The sequence below is a fragment of the Pseudomonas sp. 14P5.3.2 genome (genome assembly GCF_057799175.1).
Window position 1 is genome coordinate 52,165 of the sequence record NZ_JBYOKU010000013.1, and the last position, 23,916, is coordinate 76,080.

Sequence of the window (23,916 nt, forward strand, 5' to 3'; positions counted from 1 at the left end):
AGCCTGCGGCAGCTCCTGCAGGGGGAAGTGTTAACAGGTCAACTAATCAGAACGTCGCACGCAACCCCACCTGAATGCTGCGCCCTTCTGCCGGTGCAATATCGCGCAGAATCGAACTGGCGTAACGCACGGTCTGGTTGGTCAGGTTCTCGGCGTTGACGAAGGCCAGCCATTTGCTCTGGCCGACATCGAAGTGATACCCCACATTCGCCCCCAGCGTGGTGTAGCCATCGGTGCTGCTTTCGTTGGTCGGCACACGATGTTGCGAGCTGGCATGTTCGATATCGATCCGCGCCTGCCAGCGATCCAGTTCCCACAGCAAACCGCTGTTCAAGCGCAACGGCGCAATGCGCGGCAGATCCTGACCGTTGTCGAGATTCTTGGCGCGGGTGTAATCGCCCGACAGCTCCAGCGCGAACTTGCCGTAGGCATTTTCGCCAAGCGTCCAGCGATCCTGCGCCTCGATGCCGCTGAAACGTGCACGCACGCCCGAGTAGGTGTATTCGGGAATCCCGCCGGCATCCTCTTCGCCTTCGTCATTCAGCGTGCGGCCGGTGCCGAGCAAGCCGATGTAGTTGGAAAAGTGGCTGTAGAACACGCCGACACTGCCCTTGTGCGTACCGTTGTCAAAGCGTAATGCGAGGTCGCTGGACACGGCTTTTTCTTTCGACAGCCCGGCATCGCCGACTTCATAGGTGCCGGTCGCGACGTGGGCGCCGTTGGCGTACAACTCATAGAAGGTCGGTGCACGCTCGGTGTAGCCGAGTGTCGCGGCGACCGACCAGATCGGCGTCAGCGTGTAGACCGCGCCGGACGACAGGCTGCCGGCGGTGAAACGGCTGGAGCGGTCGGCATTGGCGAAGCGCTCGTTGCCTTTGGCGTCCGGGTCGACCGTGGTGTGTTCCAGTCGCCCGCCGAGGGTGAACAGCAGGCGCTCGGTGGCTTGCAACTCTTCCAGAATGAACAGTGCGCCGGCGTCGGTATCGGTGTGCGGCACAAAGGCTTCTTCGCCCAGCGCCGAGAATTCGTTGCGGCTGACCTGGGCGCCGACCACCCCGTTGAACGGGCCCAACGGCTGATGCCGGGCCTCGACCCGTGCTTCGTAACCCTTGTTCTTGAACGTGGTACCAACCTCGCCGCCCTCGATTTCCCGGTGCTGGTAATCGGTGTAGCCGGCGTCGAGCTTGATCGAGCTGAACGGCCCGTCGAGATTGCGCATTTCCGAGGCGAATGCGTAATGCTCCTGCTGCATGCGGATGCGCACGTCGTCTTCGGCGGGCGAGCCGTAGTTCGAATCGTAATTGCTGTAGGACAGACCGGCGTAGCCGTCATCCCAAGTGTAGGAACCGCCGACGGCGCCGCCGTCCTGACGACCGTCGCTGTTGGCCAGCCGATGTTTGCGCGAATCGCCGTCGTCGTTGGCGCGTGCCGCGCCGGTCTTGGCGTAGCCGGGAATCTTCAGGTCGTTGAACTCACGGGCGCTGGTGTCCAGATGCAAGGCGAACTGACCATTACCGGCCTCCAGTTTTCCGGCGCTGCTGCGGGTGGTGTCGGCGCCGCCGTAGCGCAACTCGCCGGCACCGTGAATGCCGTCGATGGCTTCGGTGGGGATGCGGTTATCGAAGGTGTTGACCACCCCGCCGATCGCGCTGCCGCCATACAGCAACGCTGCCGGGCCACGGACGATTTCAATGCGCTCGACGTTGACCGGGTCCAATGGCACCGCGTGGTCGTACGACAACGACGAGGCGTCCAGCGCGCCGACACCGTTACGCAAGATGCGAATGCGATCACCGTCCTGACCGCGAATGATCGGCCGACTCGCGCCGGGGCCGAAGTACGACGAGGACACGCCGGGCTGCTTGTTCAGGGTCTCGCCGAGGCTGCCCTTCTGTTGAAACGTAAGGTCGTCGCCGCTGAGGACGGTCGAGGGCGATGCCAGAGTCTGGCTGCCCAAAGGGTTGCCGGTGATGACTTGCGGTTGCAACTCGAGCGGCTCGGCGGCAAACACCGGTGAGGCGATCAGCAGCGCGGCGGCCAGCGGAGTCAGGCGTCGTTGAAGGAGTTGGGAACGGGCAGGCATTTCAAAACTTCCGTGAGCAGAAAAGTGAGAATCGCTGCCGGCGTGTTGCAAACATTACCGGCAGAAACAGAATGAAATCTTTTTTATGTTATACAATAACATTTCTTTCTGTCATCACGATTCTTCCAATTCGTTTTGCAGCAAGCGCTCAAGCACGCGGATTTCAGGCCTGATTCAGGCAATCAGGCCGCCTGTGCAATAGCTCAAAGACGCTGAAAGACTGTGCCTATCAGCCTCCAATAGTCGGCCTATTAGCTGGTTGCCCGAGTCGGGTCTAGCCTTACTACTCCGAAGTCGGCACGAGCCGGCCGTACAAGACCTGATAAGGACTCGAACATGGCAAACGAATCGAAATGCCCGTTCAACCACGCCGCCGGTGGTGGTACGACGAACCGTGACTGGTGGCCGAATCAACTGAACCTGAAGATCCTCAGCCAGCACTCGCCCAAGTCCGATCCGCTGGGCAAGGACTTCGACTACGCCAAAGCCTTCCAGAGCCTGGACTTCCAGGCCCTGAAACAAGACCTGCGCGCGCTGATGACCGACTCCCAGGACTGGTGGCCCGCCGACTTCGGTCACTACGGCCCGCTGTTCATCCGCATGGCCTGGCACAGCGCCGGCACCTATCGCACCGCCGATGGCCGTGGTGGCGCCGGCTCCGGTCAACAGCGTTTCGCCCCGCTTAACAGCTGGCCGGACAACGTCAGCCTCGACAAAGCCCGCCGACTGCTATGGCCGATCAAACAGAAATACGGTCGCAATATTTCCTGGGCTGACCTGATCGTACTCACCGGCAACGTCGCGCTGGAATCCATGGGCTTCAAGACTTTCGGCTTCTCCGGCGGACGTCCCGATGTCTGGGAACCGGACGAAGACGTTTATTGGGGTTCGGAACACGAATGGCTTGGTGGCGACAGCCGCTACGGCAAGGACAAATCCGCCATGCAGGAACCCGGTGACGGCACGCTGGTGGCCGAACCGGACCTGCACGGCAAAGAGCAAAGCCGCACCGATCAGGGCGAACGCAATCTGGAGAACCCGCTCGCCGCGGTGCAGATGGGCCTGATTTATGTGAACCCGGAAGGCCCCGAGGGCAACCCGGATCCGGTGGCTTCGGGTCGCGATATCCGCGAAACCTTTGGCCGCATGGCGATGAATGACGAAGAAACCGTGGCGTTGATCGCTGGCGGTCACGCTTTCGGCAAGACCCACGGTGCCGGCCCTGCCGACAATGTCGGGCCTGAGCCGGAAGCGGCCGGCCTGGAAGAACAAGGCCTTGGCTGGCGCAACGCATTCGGTACCGGCAAAGGCGCCGACACCATCACCAGCGGCCTGGAAGTGACCTGGACCACCACCCCGACCCAGTGGAGCAACAACTACCTGGAAAACCTGTTCGGTTTCGAGTGGGAACTGTTCAAAAGCCCAGCCGGTGCGCACCAATGGAAACCGAAAAACGGCGCGGGGGCCGGCACCGTTCCCCATGCGCACGATCCGAGCAAAAAGCTCTCGCCGACCATGCTCACCTCCGATCTGGCGCTGCGCTTCGACCCGATCTACGAGCCGATCGCCCGACGTTTCCTGGCCAACCCGGATCAACTGGCGGACGCTTTCGCCCGCGCCTGGTACAAGCTGATCCACCGTGACATGGGTCCGCTGTCGCGCTACCTCGGCCCGGAACTGCCCAACGAAGAACTGCTGTGGCAAGACCCGATTCCTGAAGCCACTCACCCGCTGATCGACAGCAACGATGCGGCGGCGCTGAAAAGCAAGGTGCTAGCGTCGGGGCTTTCCGTCTCGGAGCTGGTTTCGACGGCGTGGGCCGCCGCATCGACCTTCCGTGGTTCCGATAAACGTGGCGGCGCCAACGGTGGCCGTCTGCGTCTGGCCCCGCAGAAATTCTGGCAGGCCAACCAGCCGGAGCAACTGGACAAGGTGCTGAAGACCCTTGAGGGCATTCAGAACGAGTTCAACGCCGGCTCATCCGGCAAGAAAGTTTCACTGGCAGACCTGATCGTGCTGGCGGGTAACGCCGGGGTCGAACAAGCGGCGAAAAACGCCGGACACTCGGTTTCTGTGCCGTTCAATCCAGGCCGCACCGATGCGACTCAGGAGCAAACCGACGTCGAGTCGTTTGGTTTCCTCGAACCGATTGCCGATGGTTTCCGTAACTACAGCAAGGGTAAATACACCGTTTCCGCCGAAGCGCTGCTGATCGACAAGGCGCAACTGCTCACTCTCTCCGCGCCGGAAATGACCGTTCTGGTCGGTGGTCTGCGCGTACTCGGGGCCAACGTCGGGCAGAGCCGGCATGGTGTGTTCACCTCGCGCACTGAAACGCTGAGCAACGACTTCTTCACCAACCTGCTGGAAATGGGCGTGGAGTGGAAGCCGACCTCTCCGGCAGCGGACGAGTTCGAAGGGCGCGACCGTAAAACCGGCAGCGTGAAGTGGACGGCGACGCGGGTTGATCTGGTGTTTGGTTCCAACGCGATCCTGCGTGCGCTGGCCGAGGTGTATGCGAGTTCTGATGCGAAGGAACAGTTCGTCAAAGACTTCGTGGCGGCGTGGGCCAAGGTGATGGATCTGGATCGGTTTGATCTGAAATAACGCAATAACCCTGTAGGAGCTGCGGCACGCTGCGATCTTTTGATCCTGATTCAAACAACCAGAATCAAAAGATCGCAGCCTCGTTGCACTCGACAGCTCCTACAGGGGTTTGTGCACGACGCAAATAACTGTGGGAGCGGGCTTGCTCGCGAATGCGGTGTACCAGTCGACATCTCCGTGTCTGACACACCGCTTTCGCGAGCAAGCCCGCTCCCACATGTCGTTACGTGTTACGCCAGGCTTTTGCTCACCACTTCGTACACATCGCTCGACAACTGCCCCGAAGCCAGAATCCGCTCCAGCTCAGCCTTCATCAACGCCTGACGGGCGCTGTCGTATTTACGCCAGCGGGTCAGTGGCGCCAGTTGGCGCGAGGCGATCTGCGGGTTGAAGCCGTTCAGTTCGATCACCAGATCCGCGAGGAAGCGGTAGCCCGAACCGTCGGCGGCGTGGAAGTTGATCAGGTTCTGCCCGGCAAACGCACCGACCAGCGCACGCACCTTGTTCGGGTTCTTGATGTTGAACGCCGGGTGCTGCATCAAGGCTTTCACGCGTTCCAGACCGCCCGGCAGCGTGCTGCCGGCCTGCACGCTGAACCACTGATCCATGACCAGCGGATTGTCCTTGAAGTGCTCGGCGAAAGTCGCCAGTGCTTTGGCCTTTTGTTCTTCGAACGGCGAGTTGACCAGCACCGCCAGCGCGGTCAGGCGCTCGGTCATGTTGTCGCTGTTTTCGAACTGTTCTTGCGTAGCGGCCAGCACTTCCGGCTTGCCGCTGAGCATCAGGTACGACAGCGCAATGTTCTGCAGCGCGCGACGGGCAAAGTGCTCGGCCTCGGCCACATACGGTGTTTGCTTCGACAGATCACGGTTGGCCTGGTAACGCAGCCACAGCGCTTCGAACAGGTTGTCCGCCAGTTGCTTGCGGGCAAACTCGCGGGCGGTGTGGATCGCCTCGACATCCGCCACTTCGCTGATTTCGGTCAGATAGGCTTCGCTAGGCAGCGAGAGCATTTCGGCGACCATGGCCTGATCCAGCGACTCGTCGGACAGCACGGTTTTCAGCGCCGAGATCAGACGCGGATCGAGCACCAGGCTCTCGCCCTTCTGCTGCTGGGCGATCAGCTCCTGCAGCACCTGCACCGACAGCTGCTGACCGGCATCCCAGCGATTGAAGCCGTCACTGTCGTGCTGCATCAGGAACATCAACTGATCGCGGTTGTACGGGAAGCTCAGTTTCACCGGTGCCGAGAAACCACGCAGCAACGATGGCAGCGGGTGTTCAGCGATGTCGACGAAGGTGAAGGTCTGCTCAGCCTCGGTCACCGAGATCACGCGGCTGGTGCCCTGGGCCGATGCTTCATCGGCCAGACGCAGGGCAATCTCGTTGCCTTTGCTGTCGAGCAGACCGAGTTCGACCGGGATCACGAACGGCAGTTTTTCCACCTTGTCCGGGGTTTCCGGGCAGCTCTGGCGGAAGGTCAGGCTGTAGGTTTTCGCCGCGGCGTCATACGACTCGCTGACCGCCAGACGCGGTGTACCAGCCTGGCTGTACCAGCGCTTGAACTGGGTCAGGTCGACACCGTTGGCGTCTTCCATGGCCTTGACGAAATCGTCGCAGGTCACGGCCTGGCCGTCATGGCGTTCGAAGTACAGGTCACTGCCCTTGCGGAAACCTTCGGCGCCCAGCAGGGTGTGGATCATGCCGACCACTTCCGAGCCTTTTTCGTACACGGTCAGGGTGTAGAAGTTGGAAATCTCGATGAAGCTGTCCGGACGCACCGCATGAGCCATGGGACCTGCATCTTCGGCGAACTGGTGGGTACGCAGGTACGCCACGTCCTGAATGCGTTTGACCGTGGCCGAGTTCATGTCCGAGGAGAAACCGGCGTCGCGGAATACGGTAAAGCCTTCCTTGAGCGACAGCTGGAACCAGTCGCGGCAGGTCACGCGGTTGCCCGACCAGTTGTGGAAGTATTCGTGGGCGACGATCGCCTCGACCCGCTGGTGCGCGGCGTCGGTGGCGGTTTCGGCGCGAGCCAGCACGGCGCTGGAGTTGAAGATGTTGAGACCCTTGTTCTCCATCGCGCCCATGTTGAAGTCGTTGACGGCGACGATCATGAAGATGTCCAGATCGTACTCGCGACCGTAGACCTCTTCGTCCCAGCGCATCGACTTCTTCAGGCTGTTCATCGCGTGCTGGCACTTGTCGATGTTTTCCGGCTCGACGTAGATGCGCAGCGCGACATTGCGCTGGGTCATGGTGGTGAAGGTGTCTTCGACGCACCACAAATCACCAGCCACCAGCGCGAACAGGTACGCCGGTTTCATGAACGGGTCTTCCCAGGTCGCCCAGTGCCGGCCATCTTCGCCAGGGCCCGAGGCAATCGGGTTGCCGTTGGACAGCAGCACCGGATAGCTGTGCTGTTCGGCGACCACCGTGGTGGTGAACTTGCTCATCACGTCCGGGCGGTCGAGGTAATAGGTGATCTTGCGGAAGCCTTCGGCCTCGCACTGGGTGCAGAACATCGTGCCGGACTTGTACAGGCCTTCCAGCGCGGTGTTGGTTTCCGGGTGGATCCTGACGCTGGTATCGACCGTGAAGCTGGCGCTGGCCGGTTGCAGGGTCAGGGTGTTTTCGGTCAGCTGATAATCGCCGGCGCTCAGTTCCTGGTCGGCCAGGGTCACCGACAGCAGCTCCAGTTGCTGGCCGTCGAGCACCAGCGGCGGCAGGCCCGGGCCACGCTCCGGGTTGCGGCGCATCACCAGTTGCGCGTGGACCAGGATGTGGTCCTCGAACAGCTCGAAGGTCAGGTGCGTCTCGTCTATCAGGTACTCGGGTGCCTGATAGTCCTTCAGGTAAATCATCTTCGGTTGTTCGGTGCGCATGCTGGAATCCTTATTGATGCACGGCGAGCTGATAGGCCGTGTATTTGCGAATGTTGATCACGCCGGTGTCAAAAATCAGGTACTGACCCTTGATCCCCAGCAGCGTGCCTTCGGCAATCGGGTTCTTGTCCAGGTTGAAGCTGACGATTTTGGCCGGGTATTGCTCGACCGGATAGCGGATTTCGAGAGGTTCTACATCGGTAATCTTCTGAATAGCTTGTAGGCCGAATCGCTGCTGCAAGCCGTCCAGGCCTTCGGCACAGCTGTCGAACAGCTGGTCGCGCACCTGGGCCAGGTCCACCGCCGCCGCATCGCCCTTGAGCAAGGCGCGCCAGTTGGTCTTGTCTGCCACCTGACTGCGGAACAGGTCTTCGACGAAGCCCGACTGTTGCCGCGTCGACACACGCATGATCGGCAGCGCCTGACTCGCGCCCTGATCGAGCCAGCGGGTCGGCAGTTGCGTGGCGCGAGTGATGCCGACCTTGATCCCCGACGAGTTGGCCAGATACACCACGTGATCGGTCATGCAGAACTGCTGGCCCCACACCGGGTCGCGGCAGGTGCCGGCCTCGAAGTGGCAGCGCTCCGGGCTCATGATGCAGATGTCGCACTGCGCCAGTTTGGTCATGCACGGGTAGCAGTAACCCTGGCTGAAACTGGTTTTGGTCTTGCGCCCGCAATGGGTGCAGTGGATCGCCCCCAGGTACTCCAGACGCACCGTGGTGCCGATCATGGGATTGACCGGCACCTCGACGTCATCCAGACGAAACGCGTATTGCACATTCGGCCCGTCCAGGCGCGCCGACATTTTGCTGATTGCACCGCGGCCAATCTCGATCAATGGATGGCATCCGACTTGAACAGGATGTTCGGCACTTCGATCGACTTCGACGCACATTCTTGCGGGCCCATGTAACCGGTGCGCTGGTCTTCAGGCAGGTTCTGGATTTCCCAGGCGATCATCGCCTGCAACGACAGCTCGCGTTGTTCGGCGGTGAGTTTGCCACCGTCGGACCACTTGCCGATTTCCACGGCCAGTTTCAGGCTCTCGTAGATGTCCAGGGTGATGTTCTTGATCATGTCGTTAAAAGAGGACATCTGGGTCTCCGTGCTCTTTATTCACTGAAAATTTTAGGCGGCCAGTTTACGGCGGTTATACAAACCGCCCAACAAACCGGTGAGGCATCCGATGAGTAACCCGCTGACGTGCGCGGCGTTGGCGATCTGGCCGAAACCAATCATCGAGACCAGCCCGGACATGCAAATCACCAGCCACACCAGCATCATCACCAGCACGCCACGCGGCAGGCGATACGCCGGGTTCGGCGCCAGCAACTGGAAAATCCAGCAGTGGCCGAGCAATCCGTAAAGCACGCCGGACAGGCCGCCGAACAGGCTCGGGCCACTCCAGGCAAACTGCGCGTAGTTCGACACCAGGCTGAACAACAACGTCAGACCGAGCAGATTGATGCTGCCCTGACGCGACTCGATGCGCCGCCCCAGCTCCCAGTACCACATGCCGTTCATGGCCAGGTGCAGAATGCCGAAGTGCAGCAGCATCGGGGTGAACAGGCGCCACCACTGCCCCGCCGCCAGACTGTCGGCCAGCGGCGTGAAGTGGATGTACTCGCCGACCACGCGGAAATCGAGGAAGGTCAGCCAACGCAGGGTTTCCAGGTTGTCGCCCAGATAGGTCAGGCCGCCGACCAGCAGGCTCAGCAGCAGGATGAAACCGGTGGCCTTGGCGTGTTTGAGTTGTTCGGCGAAACCCGGACGCTTGAAGGTCGGGGCCACCGGGATGTCCAGCTGTTGATCGGGGTCACCGGCCGGGAAGCGCTCGTACAGCGAGCGCACGTCCTCACTGATTTCCGACGGCGCCCACAGCACCTGCTCGCCCGCCTCTTCGCTGACCCGATGCGGCACCTGCATCCGTTGCAGCAGTTTGACGAAACCGCTCAGATCCACCGCCAACGGCAGACGCAATACCGCTACCGCACTCATTGCAGCACCTCCGGCCGCTCGACATCGACCCAGACAAATTTATGCGGATCCAGGCGTGTTTCCTGATCCAGACGATAGGCCACCAGTTTGCCGTAGAGCACCGCGCTGTAGTCGAGACACGCGAGGTTCGGGCGGATCGGCGCCGGTTTGCCGCTGCGCCAGTAGTGGCCGACGAACAGCAATGGCTCATCGATGCCGTAGCGCAGCAGGTTGTTTTTTTCACTCGAAGTCAGCGGCTTCTGCGCCACCGGCTCCGGCAGTGCATCCGGCTGGAAGACGATGTCACCGTAGGTTTTCGGGTCGTCTTCCCAGAACTTGGTACGGAAGAACGAACGCACCAGACCGTCGCCGCTGGTCATGGTCAAGCCATCCGGCAGGCGCATGTCGGTGCCGCGCAGCAGTCGATCAAACACCGTGCAGGCGAAGCTGTCCGGAACCGCCGAGGCCTGCAGAAAATGCTCATCGATGCAGCCATCGGGAAACAGCGCGCGCAACGGTTCGATCAGTCCGGCATCCCAGCAAGCGTGCACCACGCGGAAACGTCCGGCGTCGACAAACAGCGGCAGTTGGTAGAACCAGCGCTGGAAATCGTGCCAGTCACCGGGGTGGCCTTCGAACTGAGTCAGGGTTTCCTGCAGCAGGCGCGCATGGCGCGGCGTGTGCTCACGGACGAACTGCTTGCCGCTGCCCGGAGGCGCCGGCGTGCTCCAGCCCAGGGCGTTGAATTCGTGGTTGCCCATGATGCACAGCGCCTGCCCGGCCACGACCATGTCGTGGACAATGTGCAGCGCCTCGCGAATCCGCGGGCCACGGTCGATGATGTCGCCGACGAACACGGCCATGCGCGATGGATGCCGCCAGACCCCGCCCTGCTTGTGGTAACCGAGACGGTCAAGCAAGTGTTCGAGGGTCAGGGCGCATCCGTGCACGTCACCAATCAAGTCATAACTGCGCGCGGGATCGAGCATCAGTCGCCTCCACCACCCAACTTGCTGCCCCAGCCGAGCTTGGTCCGGCAGACTTCGTAGTAGTTGTGGTCGAGCGGGTGAATCAGTCGCAGCTTCTGCGCTTTCTTGCTCACGGTGATGGTGTCGCCCGGCGCGCAGGTGAAGTGGTTCTGCCCGTCGCAGGAGACTTGCGGGTAAATCTGCATGTTTTTCGACACGACGATTTTCAGCTCACTGTTGCCATCGACCACAATTGGCCGGCTCGACAACATATGGGGGTACATCGGCACGATCACAATGGCATCGAGCTTGGGATGCATGATCGGGCCACCGGCGGACAGCGCATACGCGGTGGAACCGGTCGGCGTGGCGACGATCAGGCCGTCGGCCTTCTGGCTGCAGACGAACTGGCCGTCGATGTACAGCTCGAACTCGATCATCCGCGTCGATTTGCCCGGGTGCAGTACCACGTCGTTCAGCGCATCGCCCTGGCCAATGGCCTCGGCATGCCGGCGAACTTCGGCTTGCAGCAGGAAGCGGTTTTCCACCAGATAATGGCCGTCGAGCACCTTGGCCACTTCGACTTCCAGTTCATCGGGGCGAATGTCGGTGAGAAAACCGAGGCTGCCACGGTTGATCCCCAGCACCGGAATATTGTGCTTGGCCAATGCGCGAGCGGCGCCGAGCAGGCTGCCGTCACCGCCGACGACGATGACCATGTCGCAGACTTCGCCGAGCATCTTGCGTGACGAGGTCTGCAGGCCGTGGCCCGGCAGAACTTCGGCGATGGTGTCTTCGAGAATCACGTGCAGGTGACGATCGAGCAGAAAGCGTTTCAGTCGGCGGACGGTATCCAGCACCTGGGAACTGCCCAGGCGACCGATGATGCCGATATTACGAAATTGCTCCATGGGACCTCTGCGGACAATCGAAAACGCGAAAAGCACGATTATGGGCGAAAGCCCGCCATAGACAAAATCCTTTCAGCCACAAGGGTGCGCTCGTGTTTAAGGCTATGCTCGCAAGATGATCCTGTTTCCCGACTTGCTCCAGTTGCCACACCAATTACGCCATCCGGAAGTGCGTGACCTGGCGTGGGTGATTCTCGCCCCGCCAATGTTGGCCGCGACGCCGTGGCCGCAGCGCCATCCGCTGGCCGGCAGCAATTGGGTGAGCGATCCCGCGCGTCTGGAGCACTGGCTGCGGCAACTGGATCGCGACAGTTATGGCTTGCTGCACTGGCTGGCGCAGGCGCGAACCCGGCGGCTGGGCCTGTATTACGAGCGGTTGTGGCAGTTTGCCGTGGAGCATGCGCCGGGCATCGAGCTGATTGCCGCCAACCTGCCAATCCGCCGCGAAGGCCACACCCTCGGCGAACTCGATATGCTGCTGCGCGACCGCGACGGCGTGCATCACCTGGAACTGGCGATCAAGCTCTACCTCGGCCCGCAGGAGGGCAACGGCCACGATCCGGCGCAGTGGCTGGGGCCGGGCTGTCACGATCGGCTCGACCGCAAACTGGCGCATCTGGCCGAGCATCAACTGCCGATCTCGGCGCGCCCGGAAAGCCGCGAGGCGCTGGCCAAGCTGGACATCGAAGTGTTCAGTGCGCAGCTGTGGCTGGGCGGATACCTGCTGTACCCGTGGCCCGGCCAGGCCGAACCGCCCAGAGGCGCGCATCCGCAGCACCTGCGTGGCAGTTGGTTGCATCAGAAGGACTGGCCGGCGTTCGTCGCTCAACGCCCGGCCGGCCGCTGGCAACCCCTGCCCCGCCATGCCTGGCTGGCACCGGCGCACTATCTGGCGGATCAGACCTGGAGCGCTGAACACCTGCAGATGTGGCTGGATGACCTGGAACCGATGGCCCCGGCGCAACTGCTGGTGCGCCTGACCGAGAATGCGCAGGGCGAATGGGAAGAGGCGGAGCGGTTGTTTCTGGTGGCGGATCTTTGGCCGAATGTGCCGGGGCAGGTGTGAGAGTTGTAGTGCCTTAACCGCCCCTATCGCGAGCAGGCTCACTCCTACAGGGGAACGCATTCCAAGGTAGGAGTGAGCCTGCTCGCGATAGGGGCAACTCGGTTTAAAGCGAAAGCCGCAGCGCCAAAGCCGCCAAGGTGACCAACAACACCGGCACCGTCAGCACAATCCCGACCTTGAAGTAATAGCCCCAACCAATCCGGATATCCTTGCGCGCCAGCACATGCAGCCACAACAAGGTCGCCAGACTGCCGATCGGGGTGATTTTCGGCCCCAGGTCGCTGCCGATCACGTTGGCATAGATCATCGCTTCCTTGACCACACCGCTGGCCTGACTCGCATCGATCGACAACAAGCCGATCAGCACCGTCGGCAAGTTGTTCATGATCGACGACAGCAACGCCGTCAGCACCCCGGTGCCCAGCGCCGCGCCCCACACGCCGTACCCGGCGAACACATCCAGCCAGCCAGCCAGATACCCGGTGAGTCCGGCATTGCGCAGGCCATACACCACCAGATACATGCCGAGGGAGAAAATCACGATCTGCCACGGTGCTTCTTTCAGTACCTTGCGCGTGGAAATCTTGTGGCCTCGCGCGGCGATCCCCAGCAGCAGTGCCGCGCAGACCGCCGAGATCGCGCTGATCGGGATGCCCAGTTGTTCGAGGAAAAAGCAGCCGATCAGCAGGATCACCAACACTATCCAGCCGGCATAGAACGTGGCTTTGTCGTGGATCGCCGTGTGTGGCTGTTCGAGCTGTTCGGGGTCGTAAGTCTTGGGAATGTCGCGGCGGAAAAACCACATCAGCACGCCCAGCGTTGCGGCCACGCTGACGAAGTTGACCGGCACCATCACTGCCGCATAACGGTTGAAGCCAATGTGAAAGAAGTCCGCCGAAACGATGTTGACCAGGTTCGACACCACCAGCGGCAGGCTCGCGGTGTCGGCGATAAAACCAGCGCCCATGACGAACGCGAGGGTCGCCGCCGGGGAAAAGCGCAGCGCCAGCAGCATCGAAATCACGATAGGCGTGAGGATCAGCGCCGCGCCGTCATTGGCAAACAGCGCCGATACCAGCGCGCCGAGCAGCACCATGTAGGCAAACAGCTTGCGCCCACTGCCCCGCCCCCAGCGCGCCACGTGCAGCGCGGCCCAGGCGAAGAACCCGGCTTCGTCGAGCAGCAGGCTGATGATGATCAGCGCGACGAAGGTGCCGGTGGCGTTCCAGATGATCTGCCACACCAGCGGAATGTCGCTCAGGTGCACGACGCCGAAGATCAGGGCCAGCACCGCGCCGAGCGTCGCGCTCCAGCCGACCCCGAGGCCTTTGGGTTGCCAGATGACAAGGGTGATGGTCAGCAGGAAGATCAGTGACGCAGCGAGCATTCGCGACAGCCTTCAATTATTCAATGATTGGAGATACAAATGTGGGAGCGGGCTTGCTCGCGAAGGCGGTGTGTCAGATGACAACTTTGTGTCTGACACACCGCCTTCGCGAGCAAGCCCGCTCCCACAGGATCTCTGGGTTGCCGCAGCTTTGACCAGATTATTTTTTGTGTTGTTCCACAAATTTCCCGTATGCATTGATGAAATTCTGCAAGAACGGCTTGACCGACTCGCTCAACTTGCCGGCCTCATCGAACGCCGAACCCGCCCCGCCCAGATACGCCTCTGGCTGCTGCATGCACGGTACATCGAGAAACACGAAAGACTGGCGCAAATGCTGGTTGGCGCCAAAACCGCCAATCGCCCCCGGCGACACGCTGATCACCGCCCCCCGGCTTGCCGCCCCAGACACTTTTGCCATAAGGCCGTGAGCCCACGTCAATCGCATTCTTCAAAGGTGCCGGCACCGAGCGGTTATATTCCGGGGTGACAAACAGCACCGCGTCGGAAGAGCCGACTTCCTGGCGAAAAGTGCTGTAGGCTGCGGGCGGTGAATCGCCGTCGATGTCTTCGTTATAAAGTGGCAGATCGCCTATTTCGACAATCTTCAGTTTGAGGCTCGCCGGTGCCAGCTCGGCCAGCGCCAGTGCGACTTTGCGGTTGATCGATGCTTTGCGCAGGCTGCCGACGACTACAGCGACGTTGTAGACATTGCTCATGGAAGACTCTCGACTGTCGGAGGGAAGAGCCAGTAGTTATAGATGATCCGAAGCCGATTCCACCAGTGAGCGAAGGAAATTCCTCCGCGCTGATTATTTTTTTCCTGTAGGAAAACTTACAGGGCTTGATGACGGTCTACCAAGCCGCAAATCAAGTGTTTTATCTCCAGAGGTTCTAAGCAGATGGCAGCAGTACTCGTCGGTCAGTTCCATGCAAGAGATGCGGAAGGCCGCGTTTATTCCGTGCATGAGTTCCAGGAATCCACCCCGTCGGCAGACGGTCTCACCGGCATGGAGCCTGTCACCACCTACAAGCTGGCCATTGGCGATCGCGTCAAAAAGCTCAGTGACAGCGAGTTTTTGCTGGTTCAGTCGGACATCACGCTGATCCGCGAACCTGAGACAACCGCCGCTCAATAACCGCGCGTTATGAGCAGAAGTCATATGCGCAGACTTGGGGTAGGATTCAGCCACTGACCCCACCTGCTGAACATGGACTTCACGCATGCGTTTACGTCATATCGAAGTGATTCAGGCGCTCTTGCAGACCGGTCACCTGGGCACCGCCGCCGAATGGCTGCAACTGCCGGTGGCCGACGTCGAAGAGCGATTGCGCGAAGCCGAGAGTCAGTTGGGGTTCATGCTGTTCGCCAGCGTCCGTGGCCGCCTGCAGTCGACGCCTGAAGCGCGGGCGTTGCAGGTGGAAATCGCCCGCGTCTATCAAGCGCTGGAGCCGGTGCAACGGCTGGCCAGCAGCCTCAGGCAATACCTCGCCCCACCCCTGCGCATCATCGGCACCCCGCCGCTGGCGCACCACCTGTTGCCGCAAAGCATCGCGCTGCTGCGCCGGCGCTTGCCCGATGCCCCCTGCCGCTTGCTCAGTTCGCCCACGTGCGACATCGTCCGCAGTCTGCTGCTGCGCGAAAGCGATCTGGGCCTGAGCCTGCACGATCCGGAACATCCCGACATCCATGCGCAGCCGCTGGCCCACGGCAAGCTGCAACTGCTCGCGCCCCACGGCTGGCTGCAACCGAAGCAGAAATACATTTCCCTGCAGGATCTCGCCGGCCAGGCGATGGTCGGCCTCGAAGGCCACGACCCGTTGAGCCCGGCGCTGGAGAACAAACTCCAGGCCCTGCGCCCGGCGCTGAGCATTCAGACCCGGGTGCAAACCCATCAGATGATGCGCAGCATGGTCGAGGCCGGCGAAGGCCTGGCCATCGTCGACCCGTTCACCGCCCTCGGCGCACGGGCCGGCGGACTGGATGTCTGCCCGTTGTCACCGGCGGTGCCGATCAGCCTGTATGCCCTGACCTACCGACACAGCGCCACGCCGGCAGCCATTCAGACGCTGCTGGCGATCATCACGGAACAAGCCGAGGCGATGCTGGCGAGCTGAGCGGGTTTTCCAGCGGGTTATCGAACAGTCGATACCAGAACAGCGCGATTTCCGCAGTGTTCGGGTCTATCCCGCGATAACGCAAATGGTCGATACCGCCAATTTCGTAGCCACAACGCTCATACAAACGACAGGCACCGAGGTTGTTGTTCTGCGTCTCGAGCATGATCCCCGGCAGTTTCTTCTTGCGACTCCAGAACTGCGCGACATCCAGCAACGCCTTGGCCACACCATGCCGGCGCGCCGGGGCGTGCACCGCCAGCTCATCGATGTGAGCAAAGCCGTTCCAGTTGGTGCTGATCACCAGATGGCCGACCGGCTCGTCATCCAAGTACGCCATGAATATCGCGCTGTCGGCGCCATCGCGATAGCTGCTGAACTCTTCAGGATCGATGCCGTAGCACTTGCGATATGGCACGATCGGCGTCACCGCCCAGCGCTCGACCGGTTGGCCAATGACTGCCGCGCCGTACGCGGCCACTTCGAAACTGAAGTCGCTGCCCCAGATGTACGCCGCGAAACCATCGTCGGCGACGCGCACCGACAGCCCTGGGTATTTCGGATTCATGACCGGCTGCATACTCGGAAAAGTCCTCATTCCTTGACGCAATCGACGGTGTACTGCCGCCCATTGCCCTCGTCTTCATGTTGCAGTCCATGCACATCAGCGACAAAACCGGGGAAGCTGCTATCGAACGTGCGGGCAAACTTCAGGTAGTCGATGATCGAGCGGGTCGCCTCGGTAAAGCGTTCGCCCGGCATGATCAACGGAATCCCCGGTGGATACGGCACCAGCATCACCGCGGCAATCCGCCCTTCCAGCTCATCGATCGGCACCGCCTCGACTTCGCCGCGCACCAGATGATCGTAGGCGTGGGCCGGTTTCATGGCGATTTCCGGCAGTACCGTGTACATGCGTTTCAGATGCTTGGCGGTGGCATTGCTGCGGTAACAGGCGTGCAGTTGATCGCACAGGTCACGCAAACCCATGCCGCGATAGCGCGCGGTGTCTTGCTGGGCCACGCAAGGCAGGCAATTGGCCAGACTGACGTTGGCGTCGTAACTGCGCTTGAACTCCAGCAACTCGGTGAGCAGCGTGCTCCATTTGCCCTTGGTGATGCCCATGGAGAACAGCACCAGGAACGAATACAGCCCGGTCTTCTCCACCACCAACCCGCGCTCCCATAGGAACTTGCTGACCACCGCCGCCGGAATACCCTTCTCGCTCAGCGCGCCGCCGGCATTCAAACCGGGCATCACCAGGGTCACTTTGATCGGGTCGAGCAGCACATAGTCGTCGCTGACTTCACCAAAGCCATGCCAGTCGGCGTCCGGTTGCAATAGCCAGTCCTCGGTTAGCACCCGGTCGATACCTTCGACACCCGGCGGCTGCCAGATCGAGAACCACCAGTCATCCGCCGCAATGTGCTGGCGCAGATTGGCCAGTGCCCGGCGAAAACTCAGGGCTTCATCGAAGGTTTCCTGCAACAGCGAACGTCCGGCCGGGCCTTCCATCATCGCCGAAGCGACATCCAGCGAAGCGATGATGCTGTACTGCGGCGAGGTCGAGATGTGCATCATGAACGCTTCGTTGAAACGGTCACGGTCCAGTTGCCGCGCACCGCCGTCCTGCACATGAATCATCGAGGCCTGGCTGAACGCGGCGAGCAGTTTGTGCGTGGAGTGGGTGGTGAACACCAGCGGGCTGTCTTCTGTGCGCGAGGTGGCCATGCCATAACGCCCGGCGAAGAACTCGTGAAACGCTGCGTAGGCGTACCACGCCTCGTCGAAATGCAGGACTTCCACGCTGTTGCCCAGGCTCTGTTTGATCAGCTCGGCGTTGTAGCACAAGCCGTCGTAGGTCGAGTTGGTCACCACCGCCAGTTTGACTTTCGGCGCACGGCCCTTGGTCAACGGGCTGGCGTCGATTTTGGCCTGGATCGATTCGCGGCTGAATTCGCTCAGCGGAATCGGGCCGATGATCCCCAGCTCATTGCGCTCCGGGCACAGGTACAGCGGGATCGCGCCGGTCATGATGATCGCGTGCAGCACTGACTTGTGGCAGTTGCGATCCACCAGCACCAGATCATCGCGACCGACCATCGAATGCCAGACGATCTTGTTGGCAGTCGAGGTGCCATTGATCACGAAAAACGTGTGATCGGCGCCGAAGTTGCGCGCCGCACGCTCTTCCGCTTCAGCGAGCGGGCCAGTGTGATCGAGCAGCGAACCCAGCTCCGGCACCGATACCGACAAGTCCGAACGCAGAGTGTTTTCACCAAAGAACTGATGAAACGCCTGCCCCACCGGGCTCTTGTGATAGGCCACGCCGCCGCCATGCCCGGGGGTGTGCCAGGAATAGTTGGAATCGGCGGTGTGCTGCACCAGTGCCTTGAAGAACGGCGGCAGCAGACCATCCAGATATTTGCGCGCCGCCCGCGCCACTTGCCGGGCGAGAAACGGCACGGTGTCTTCGAACAGATAAAGAATGCCGCGCAGCTGATTGAGCTCGGCCATGGCATCGGCCGGGGCGTTTTCCAGGGTCACCTGTTCGCCCAGGGCGAAGATCGGCAGATCCGGCGCGCGCACCCGGGCCAGACCGATCAGTTCGGCCATGTTTTGTAAGAGATGGGAATGGGTGCTGGCGTCTTCGGCAGCGATCAGCATGCACGCCAGGCCGTGATGGGTCGAGGCCACCAACCGACCTTCGGTATAGTCGATGGCCGAAACGATATTGAAACCTTCCTGCTCCAACTCCCGGGCGATGCCACGGATACGGTCACCGGCGACCGTGTCGGCCTTGATGTCGCGGTGGACGATCAACACCGGAAACTTCAAATCTTTGTACATGAGGCTCAGTGTCCCGAGGCGGCAGATCAAAGTCTGCCAATGCACTCAGGGTAGAGGGTTGCAGCGAAAGTGGCGAGGGTGGCCAGTTGGCTTCACTCAGCCTGACTCGGCTTTTGTGGCGAGGGAGCTTGCTCCCGCTGGGGCGCGAAGCGGCCCCTGGTATTCGTTCAGCAGCAATGTGCATTCAGGTTTTATGACTGCTTCGCAGCCAAGCGGGAGCAAGCTCCCTCGCCACAAAATGTGTTCAGGCCTGAGCGTCAGCCTCGGCGATCTGCGTCCACAACGCCGGGCCACCCGCAGATTTGGCGATGATTTCGAGTCGCGCCATATGCGCCGCCAGTTCCTCTTCCGTCGCCCGAATGATCCGCGCAGGCTGACGATCCGCCGGCAGACGGCGGATTTCCGTAGCGGAGTTGTCCGCGCCCTCACCCGTACCATTGCCGTCGGAAGCGTTGCCGGCCAGCGACAGGCTGGTCTGGCCACCGGTCATGGTCAGGTAGACGTCGGCGAGAATCTCCGAGTCGAGCAAGGCGCCGTGCAATTCACGGCCGGAGTTGTCGACGCCATAACGTTTGCACAACGCGTCAAGGCTGTTGCGCTGCCCCGGGTGACGTTCCCGGGCCATCATCAGGGTGTCGAGGATGGTGCAATGCCGGGTGATGTCAGCGCGATCGTGCTGCCCCATCAAGGCGAATTCGTTGTTGATGAAGCCAACGTCGAACGCCGCGTTATGGATGATCAGCTGCGCGCCGTTGATGAACTCGAAGAACTCGTCGGCGACTTCGGCGAAACGGGGCTTGCCGACGAGGAATTCGTTGGTGATGCCGTGGACGCCGATCGCGCCCTCGTCACTCTCGCGATCCGGTTGCAGATAGACGTGAAAGTGCCGGCCCGTCAGGCGCCGACCGATCAGTTCAACACAGCCGATTTCAATGATCCGGTGACCATCGGTCACCGGCATGCCGGTGGTTTCGGTATCGAGTACAACGGATCTGGTGGCCATCAGTGTTCAATTCTCAACGGGGTCAATCGTGCAAAAGCGGCGATGTTAACACGCTCGGTGGGGGTGTTTCAGTCAGACCGTGTCGCGCCCATTCGCGAGCAAGCCCGCTCCCACACAGGATCTGCGGTGGTCACAATGTTGATGTAAGCAGGAGACCCAGTGTGGGAGCGGGCTTGCTCGCGAAGGCCACGACTCGGTGCAACGGAGGGAATCAGCTCTGCTTGTACCCGCGAACCTCATCCACCCCACGGTTGGCCAACTGGTCAGCCCGTTCGTTACCGTGGTGACCAATGTGCCCACGCACCCACTTCCAGGTGACCTTGTGCCGGTTGACCTGCTCATCCAGCTCTTTCCACAGGTCAGCGTTTTTCACCGGCTCTTTCGCCGCTGTCTTCCAGCCGCGTTTTTTCCAGTTGGCCATCCACTCGTTGATGCCCTTCATCACGTATTGCGAGTCGGTCACCAGCAGCACTTCGCACGGCCGCTTCAAGGCTTCGAGGCCACGGATGGCGCCGAGCAGTTCCATGCGATTGTTGGTGGTGTTGGCTTCGCCGCCCCACAGTTCCTTTTCGACGCCCTTGCACACCAGCAAGGCGCCCCAGCCGCCCGGGCCGGGATTGCCCTTGCAGGCACCGTCGGTGAACAGTTCTACGCTATCGACGCTTTCGCTCATGCCACTCTATCCAGAAAAATGCCTGGCCCCGTCAATCGCGGATCGACGATGGCCGCGGCCGGAACAAGTCCGGCCACTATAAAAAGAAGGTTTACGGTTCGATACGACGGCGGTTGACCTTGGCCATCGGCAGCGGAATCAGCTTGCCCATTGGCTCGCGGCGCTCCTGACGCACCGGACGCAGGCCCACCACGATCTTGCGCGCGACCAATAAATAGAAGCCACCGCCCGACAGTTGCCAGTCGCCGGCCTTGCGTTCCCAGCCGGCCAGTCGGGCCTGCCACTTGGGCGACGCGAGCGGCGGACGATAGCACCCGAAGCGGCGTTTCTCCAGCGCAAAGCCCAGCAGATTGAGCCAGTCGGCCACCCGCGACGGCGAGATGCAGCGTGCCTGACGCAACGCGTCGTGGGCGAATACATGGCGCAAGCCCCAGGTGCTCCAGGGGTTGATGCCGATGATCAGCAGATGCCCGCCGGGGCGCACGCTGCTTGCCGCTTCGCGCAGCAAACCGTGGGGCGACAGACAGAAATCCAGACCGTGCTGCAACACCACCACGTCGGCAGCGTGCTCACTCAATGGCCAGGCCTGTTCCTCGCAGACGATCTCGACCCCCGGCAATGGCGCGCCGAGCCGCACGTTGCGCTGCACCTGCGGCGCCGACGGCGGAGTCTGGGCCGACGGCCCGTAATGCACCAGGTAGCCGCCGAAGAACCGCCCCAACTCGTCCTCGAGCATGCGCCGTTCTTCATCCAGCAAAAATTGCCCGAGCGGGCCGGCCAGCCATTCTCGGGCCGCGCCGATCAACGCCAGCCAGTCGGGATCGGCCTGAGCGAACGCTTTATCGGTCATGTCATTCTCCAACGCCGCTAGAAGCTCTAAGATGCGCCAATGTTTTCCGCTTGGCGAATTCCGACGATGATACAGATCAGTGCCCTGCCCGCGTTCACCGACAACTACATCTGGTTGTTACAGGATCACCGCACCCAGCGCTGCGCCGTGGTCGACCCGGGCGATGCCGCGCCGGTGCAGGCCTGGCTGGCCGCGCACCCGGGCTGGGTGTTGAGCGACATTCTGATCACCCATCACCATCACGATCACGTCGGCGGCGTCGAACGCCTGAAAGCGGCGAGCGGCGCCAAAGTCTACGGCCCGGCCAGCGAAAACATCCCGGGGCGCGACGTGGCGCTCAAGGACAACGACAAGGTCAGCGTCCTCGGCTGGGACTTCGATGTCTATGCGGTGCCCGGTCACACCCTCGGCCACATCGCCTATTACCACCACGGCCTGCTGTTTTGCGGCGACACCCTGTTCGCCGCCGGTTGCGGACGCCTGTTCGAAGGTACGCCAGAACAGATGCACCACTCGCTCAGCCGCCTCGCCAGCTTGCCCGAGGATACGCTGGTGTATTGCACCCATGAATACACCCTGAGCAATCTGAAATTTGCCGCGGCCGTCGAACCGAGTAACCCGGACATTGCCGCCCGTCTGGAAAAAGTCACCCAACAACGGGAAAAAGGCGTGATGACCCTGCCCTCGACCCTGGCCCTGGAAAAGCTCACCAATCCGTTTTTGCGTACCACTGAAACATTAGTTACACAAAAAGTGGACGAACGGGCAGGCGCTCAAAACCGGGCGCCGAGTGAGGTTTTTGCGGCTCTGCGGGCGTGGAAAGATACGTTCTAAGTGACTCACCACTTGGTACAAAAATTCTGAATGGTTGACCGCAGGGGGTGCGCTTTCTAGAATCGCCCGACATTTTTGCCCGGAACTTACTTCCAGCCAATGTCGTCATCCATACGTAAGTCCGTCAATTCAGACACGTTGACCCGCCTGGCTCAAGCCATCGCGGTCGCTGTGTCCGCCACGTTGGCGGGCTGCTCCAGCCATGCTCCGCAGTCCGAGGCGAGCCATACGCCGAACATTGCTGCGCGAGCCAAGCAGAAGCCGATCTGGCTGAGCGAAAAGCCAAGTCCGCAGGTGCCTCAGGACATCTGGGAGCGCATGCGCGGTGGTTTCCAGCTGCAGGACGGCCTGGGCGTCAACCCGCGCATCGAGCAGCAGCGCCTGTGGTTTGCCAGTAACCCGTCCTTTCTCGAAAACGCCGGCGAACGCGGCAGTCTCTACATTCATTACATCGTCGAGCGTCTCGAAGAGCGCAACATGCCGCTGGAACTGGCCCTGCTGCCAGTGATCGAGAGCGCCTACAACCCGATGGCCTACTCCCGGGCCGATGCTTCGGGCCTGTGGCAATTCATTCCGTCCACCGGCCGCTACTACAACCTGCGCCAGACCCGCTTCTATGATGGCCGTCGCGATATTACCGCCTCGACCACCGCCGCGATGGACTACCTGACCCGCCTGCATGACATGTTCAACGGTGACTGGCTGCTGGCCCTGGCTGCCTATAACGCGGGTGAAGGCACCGTCAGCCGTGCCATCGAGCGTAACGAAAAGCTCGGTCTGCCAACCGACTACTGGAACCTGTCGTCGCTGCCGGCAGAAACCCAGGCCTACGTGCCCAAACTGCTGGCCTTGTCGCAAGTGGTACTGGCCCCGGAAGCATACGGGGTGAATCTCAACCCGATCGCCAACGAACCGTATTTCCAGGTCGTCGAAATCAACCAGCGCATGGACCTTTCCAAGGTCGCGGCGGTGGCCAACATCGACGAAGACGAACTGTTCCAGCTCAATCCGGCATTCAAGCAGCGCACCACCATCGACGGCCCCCAGCACCTGCTGGTGCCGACCTCCAAGGCGCAACTGCTGACCGCCAGCCTGCAGACCATGCGACCTGAAGAACTGATCAGCCCGCGCTCGCTGAAGCCGGTGTTCGACGGGGCCGACCCAAGTGAAGTGGCGAAGCTCAAGCGCGCCTATCGGGTCAAGCGCGGTGACAACCTCGGTTCCATTGCCAAGGCCAACAAGGTCGAAGTCAAGGATCTGCAACGCTGGAACAAGTTGTCCGGCAAAAACCTCAAGGTCGGCCAGACCCTGGTGATGCAAGACACCACCCAGCGCGCCCCGGCTCGCAACAGTGGCCGGGTCAATACCGTCATCGCGGCCAACAGCAAGACCAAAGGCAAGGCTGACAGCCAGCAGCAGACCCAGTACAAGGTCAAGCGTGGCGACACCTTGTATGTGGTGGCCAAGCGTTTCAACGTCGAGATGCAGCATCTCAAGCGCTGGAACCCGGGTGCCGGCAAGGCCCTCAAGCCTGGGCAGATGCTCACGGTTTACCAGCCGCACTGACAGCAAAGCCCCTGAATTCAGGGGCTTTTTTGCTTTTGTGGGAGCGAGCTTGCTCGCGAATGCGGCGTATCAGTGACCTTCATATGCGGCTGACAGGCCGCATTCGCGAGCAAGCCCGCTCCCACCAAAAGC

The 23,916-nt window shown here is 61.3% G+C and carries 19 protein-coding genes and 1 pseudogene; 6 read left to right on the top strand and 14 right to left on the bottom strand.

The window, feature by feature from the left end; genetic code table 11:
* Positions 1-46: 46 nt before the first annotated feature.
* Positions 47-2,083, bottom strand: a complete 2,037-nt coding sequence (locus AC27VU_RS12980) for a TonB-dependent receptor (protein WP_488724211.1) — start codon at positions 2,081-2,083, stop codon at positions 47-49.
* Positions 2,084-2,419: 336 nt separating this feature from the next.
* Between AC27VU_RS12980 and katG the strand changes: the two genes are divergently transcribed.
* Positions 2,420-4,690: a catalase/peroxidase HPI gene (gene katG, locus AC27VU_RS12985; protein WP_488724212.1), complete on the top strand. Its 2,271-nt coding sequence runs from the start codon at positions 2,420-2,422 to the stop codon at positions 4,688-4,690.
* 230 nt (positions 4,691-4,920) lie between these two features.
* Here katG and pepN read toward each other — a convergent pair whose 3' ends face one another.
* From pepN to AC27VU_RS13015, 6 genes are read right to left on the bottom strand one after another with little or no spacing between them, the layout of a single operon-like run.
* Positions 4,921-7,578: an aminopeptidase N gene (gene pepN, locus AC27VU_RS12990; protein WP_488724213.1), complete on the bottom strand. Its 2,658-nt coding sequence runs from the start codon at positions 7,576-7,578 to the stop codon at positions 4,921-4,923.
* A 10-nt stretch (positions 7,579-7,588) separates the two neighbouring features.
* A complete protein-coding gene (locus tag AC27VU_RS12995) occupies positions 7,589-8,419 on the bottom strand; it encodes a DUF2797 domain-containing protein (protein WP_003224179.1) in 831 nt (276 codons plus the stop codon).
* Positions 8,416-8,676 (bottom strand): YeaC family protein, encoded by a 261-nt coding sequence (locus AC27VU_RS13000; protein WP_103485043.1) that lies wholly within the window; start codon positions 8,674-8,676, stop codon positions 8,416-8,418. The genes AC27VU_RS12995 and AC27VU_RS13000 overlap by 4 nt, the downstream gene beginning before the upstream one ends.
* A gap of 33 nt (positions 8,677-8,709) precedes the next feature.
* Complete coding sequence (locus tag AC27VU_RS13005; RefSeq protein WP_488724214.1) at positions 8,710-9,579, bottom strand: rhomboid family intramembrane serine protease; 870 nt, start codon at positions 9,577-9,579, stop codon at positions 8,710-8,712.
* Entirely contained in the window at positions 9,576-10,550 is a 975-nt protein-coding gene (locus tag AC27VU_RS13010) for a metallophosphoesterase (protein WP_400496502.1), read from the bottom strand. Before AC27VU_RS13010 ends, AC27VU_RS13005 begins: the two co-directional genes overlap by 4 nt.
* Entirely contained in the window at positions 10,547-11,437 is an 891-nt protein-coding gene (locus tag AC27VU_RS13015; protein WP_003224174.1) for an NAD(+) kinase, read from the bottom strand. The genes AC27VU_RS13010 and AC27VU_RS13015 overlap by 4 nt, the downstream gene beginning before the upstream one ends.
* Positions 11,438-11,552: 115 nt before the next feature.
* On the opposite strand from AC27VU_RS13015, the gene AC27VU_RS13020 reads away from it, so the two are divergent.
* On the top strand, positions 11,553-12,503 hold the full coding sequence (locus AC27VU_RS13020) for a DUF1853 family protein (RefSeq protein ID WP_488724215.1): 951 nt from the start codon (positions 11,553-11,555) through the stop codon (positions 12,501-12,503).
* A 103-nt stretch (positions 12,504-12,606) separates the two neighbouring features.
* On the opposite strand, the gene AC27VU_RS13025 is transcribed toward AC27VU_RS13020, so the two are convergent.
* Both AC27VU_RS13025 and AC27VU_RS13030 read right to left on the bottom strand, forming a co-directional pair.
* On the bottom strand, positions 12,607-13,890 hold the full coding sequence (locus tag AC27VU_RS13025) for an arsenic transporter (protein WP_488724216.1): 1,284 nt from the start codon (positions 13,888-13,890) through the stop codon (positions 12,607-12,609).
* Positions 13,891-14,050: 160 nt separating this feature from the next.
* A pseudogene (locus AC27VU_RS13030) lies at positions 14,051-14,609 on the bottom strand (NADPH-dependent FMN reductase).
* A gap of 183 nt (positions 14,610-14,792) precedes the next feature.
* Between AC27VU_RS13030 and AC27VU_RS13035 the strand changes: the two are divergent.
* The gene (locus tag AC27VU_RS13035) at positions 14,793-15,029 is read left to right on the top strand and encodes a hypothetical protein (RefSeq protein WP_003224168.1); all 237 of its coding nucleotides are present in this window, start codon (positions 14,793-14,795) and stop codon (positions 15,027-15,029) included.
* An 85-nt stretch (positions 15,030-15,114) separates the two neighbouring features.
* Positions 15,115-16,008 (top strand): LysR substrate-binding domain-containing protein, encoded by an 894-nt coding sequence (locus AC27VU_RS13040; protein WP_488724217.1) that lies wholly within the window; start codon positions 15,115-15,117, stop codon positions 16,006-16,008.
* Here AC27VU_RS13040 and AC27VU_RS13045 read toward each other — a convergent pair.
* The 5 genes from AC27VU_RS13045 to AC27VU_RS13065 all read right to left on the bottom strand — a co-directional run bounded on the left by AC27VU_RS13045 (position 15,974) and on the right by AC27VU_RS13065 (position 21,384).
* The gene (locus AC27VU_RS13045; RefSeq protein ID WP_003224167.1) at positions 15,974-16,588 is read right to left on the bottom strand and encodes a GNAT family N-acetyltransferase; all 615 of its coding nucleotides are present in this window, start codon (positions 16,586-16,588) and stop codon (positions 15,974-15,976) included. The two genes, AC27VU_RS13040 and AC27VU_RS13045, sit on opposite strands and share 35 nt — an antisense overlap.
* 14 nt (positions 16,589-16,602) lie before the next feature.
* The gene (locus AC27VU_RS13050) at positions 16,603-18,858 is read right to left on the bottom strand and encodes an Orn/Lys/Arg family decarboxylase (RefSeq protein ID WP_488724218.1); all 2,256 of its coding nucleotides are present in this window, start codon (positions 18,856-18,858) and stop codon (positions 16,603-16,605) included.
* Positions 18,859-19,102: 244 nt separating this feature from the next.
* Positions 19,103-19,861 carry a DNA polymerase III subunit epsilon gene (dnaQ, locus tag AC27VU_RS13055; RefSeq protein WP_003224164.1) on the bottom strand — a complete coding sequence of 253 codons (759 nt, stop codon included), beginning with the start codon at positions 19,859-19,861 and terminating at the stop codon, positions 19,103-19,105.
* 211 nt (positions 19,862-20,072) lie between these two features.
* On the bottom strand, positions 20,073-20,534 hold the full coding sequence (gene rnhA, locus AC27VU_RS13060; RefSeq protein WP_003224162.1) for a ribonuclease HI: 462 nt from the start codon (positions 20,532-20,534) through the stop codon (positions 20,073-20,075).
* A 91-nt stretch (positions 20,535-20,625) separates the two neighbouring features.
* The gene (locus tag AC27VU_RS13065) at positions 20,626-21,384 is read right to left on the bottom strand and encodes a methyltransferase domain-containing protein (RefSeq protein WP_003224159.1); all 759 of its coding nucleotides are present in this window, start codon (positions 21,382-21,384) and stop codon (positions 20,626-20,628) included.
* Between the two features lie 66 nt (positions 21,385-21,450).
* On the opposite strand from AC27VU_RS13065, the gene gloB reads away from it, so the two are divergent.
* Positions 21,451-22,218 carry a hydroxyacylglutathione hydrolase gene (gene gloB / locus AC27VU_RS13070; protein ID WP_103485056.1) on the top strand — a complete coding sequence of 256 codons (768 nt, stop codon included), beginning with the start codon at positions 21,451-21,453 and terminating at the stop codon, positions 22,216-22,218.
* A gap of 99 nt (positions 22,219-22,317) precedes the next feature.
* The gene (locus AC27VU_RS13075) at positions 22,318-23,784 is read left to right on the top strand and encodes a LysM peptidoglycan-binding domain-containing protein (RefSeq protein WP_488724219.1); all 1,467 of its coding nucleotides are present in this window, start codon (positions 22,318-22,320) and stop codon (positions 23,782-23,784) included.
* The last annotated feature ends 132 nt before the right edge of the window (positions 23,785-23,916 follow it).

Coding starts and splice junctions, on each gene's coding strand:
- AC27VU_RS13005 (WP_488724214.1), bottom strand. CDS start 9,579: ATGAGTGCGGTAGCGGTATTGCGTCTGCCGTTGGCGGTGGATCTGAGC.
- AC27VU_RS13000 (WP_103485043.1), bottom strand. CDS start 8,676: ATGTCCTCTTTTAACGACATGATCAAGAACATCACCCTGGACATCTAC.
- katG (WP_488724212.1), top strand. CDS start 2,420: ATGGCAAACGAATCGAAATGCCCGTTCAACCACGCCGCCGGTGGTGGT.
- AC27VU_RS12980 (WP_488724211.1), bottom strand. CDS start 2,083: ATGCCTGCCCGTTCCCAACTCCTTCAACGACGCCTGACTCCGCTGGCC.
- AC27VU_RS13065 (WP_003224159.1), bottom strand. CDS start 21,384: ATGACCGATAAAGCGTTCGCTCAGGCCGATCCCGACTGGCTGGCGTTG.
- AC27VU_RS13035 (WP_003224168.1), top strand. CDS start 14,793: ATGGCAGCAGTACTCGTCGGTCAGTTCCATGCAAGAGATGCGGAAGGC.
- AC27VU_RS13045 (WP_003224167.1), bottom strand. CDS start 16,588: ATGCAGCCGGTCATGAATCCGAAATACCCAGGGCTGTCGGTGCGCGTC.
- AC27VU_RS13050 (WP_488724218.1), bottom strand. CDS start 18,858: ATGTACAAAGATTTGAAGTTTCCGGTGTTGATCGTCCACCGCGACATC.
- rnhA (WP_003224162.1), bottom strand. CDS start 20,534: ATGAGCGAAAGCGTCGATAGCGTAGAACTGTTCACCGACGGTGCCTGC.
- AC27VU_RS13025 (WP_488724216.1), bottom strand. CDS start 13,890: ATGCTCGCTGCGTCACTGATCTTCCTGCTGACCATCACCCTTGTCATC.
- AC27VU_RS13015 (WP_003224174.1), bottom strand. CDS start 11,437: ATGGAGCAATTTCGTAATATCGGCATCATCGGTCGCCTGGGCAGTTCC.
- dnaQ (WP_003224164.1), bottom strand. CDS start 19,861: ATGGCCACCAGATCCGTTGTACTCGATACCGAAACCACCGGCATGCCG.
- pepN (WP_488724213.1), bottom strand. CDS start 7,578: ATGCGCACCGAACAACCGAAGATGATTTACCTGAAGGACTATCAGGCA.
- AC27VU_RS13040 (WP_488724217.1), top strand. CDS start 15,115: ATGCGTTTACGTCATATCGAAGTGATTCAGGCGCTCTTGCAGACCGGT.
- AC27VU_RS13020 (WP_488724215.1), top strand. CDS start 11,553: ATGATCCTGTTTCCCGACTTGCTCCAGTTGCCACACCAATTACGCCAT.
- AC27VU_RS13075 (WP_488724219.1), top strand. CDS start 22,318: ATGTCGTCATCCATACGTAAGTCCGTCAATTCAGACACGTTGACCCGC.
- gloB (WP_103485056.1), top strand. CDS start 21,451: ATGATACAGATCAGTGCCCTGCCCGCGTTCACCGACAACTACATCTGG.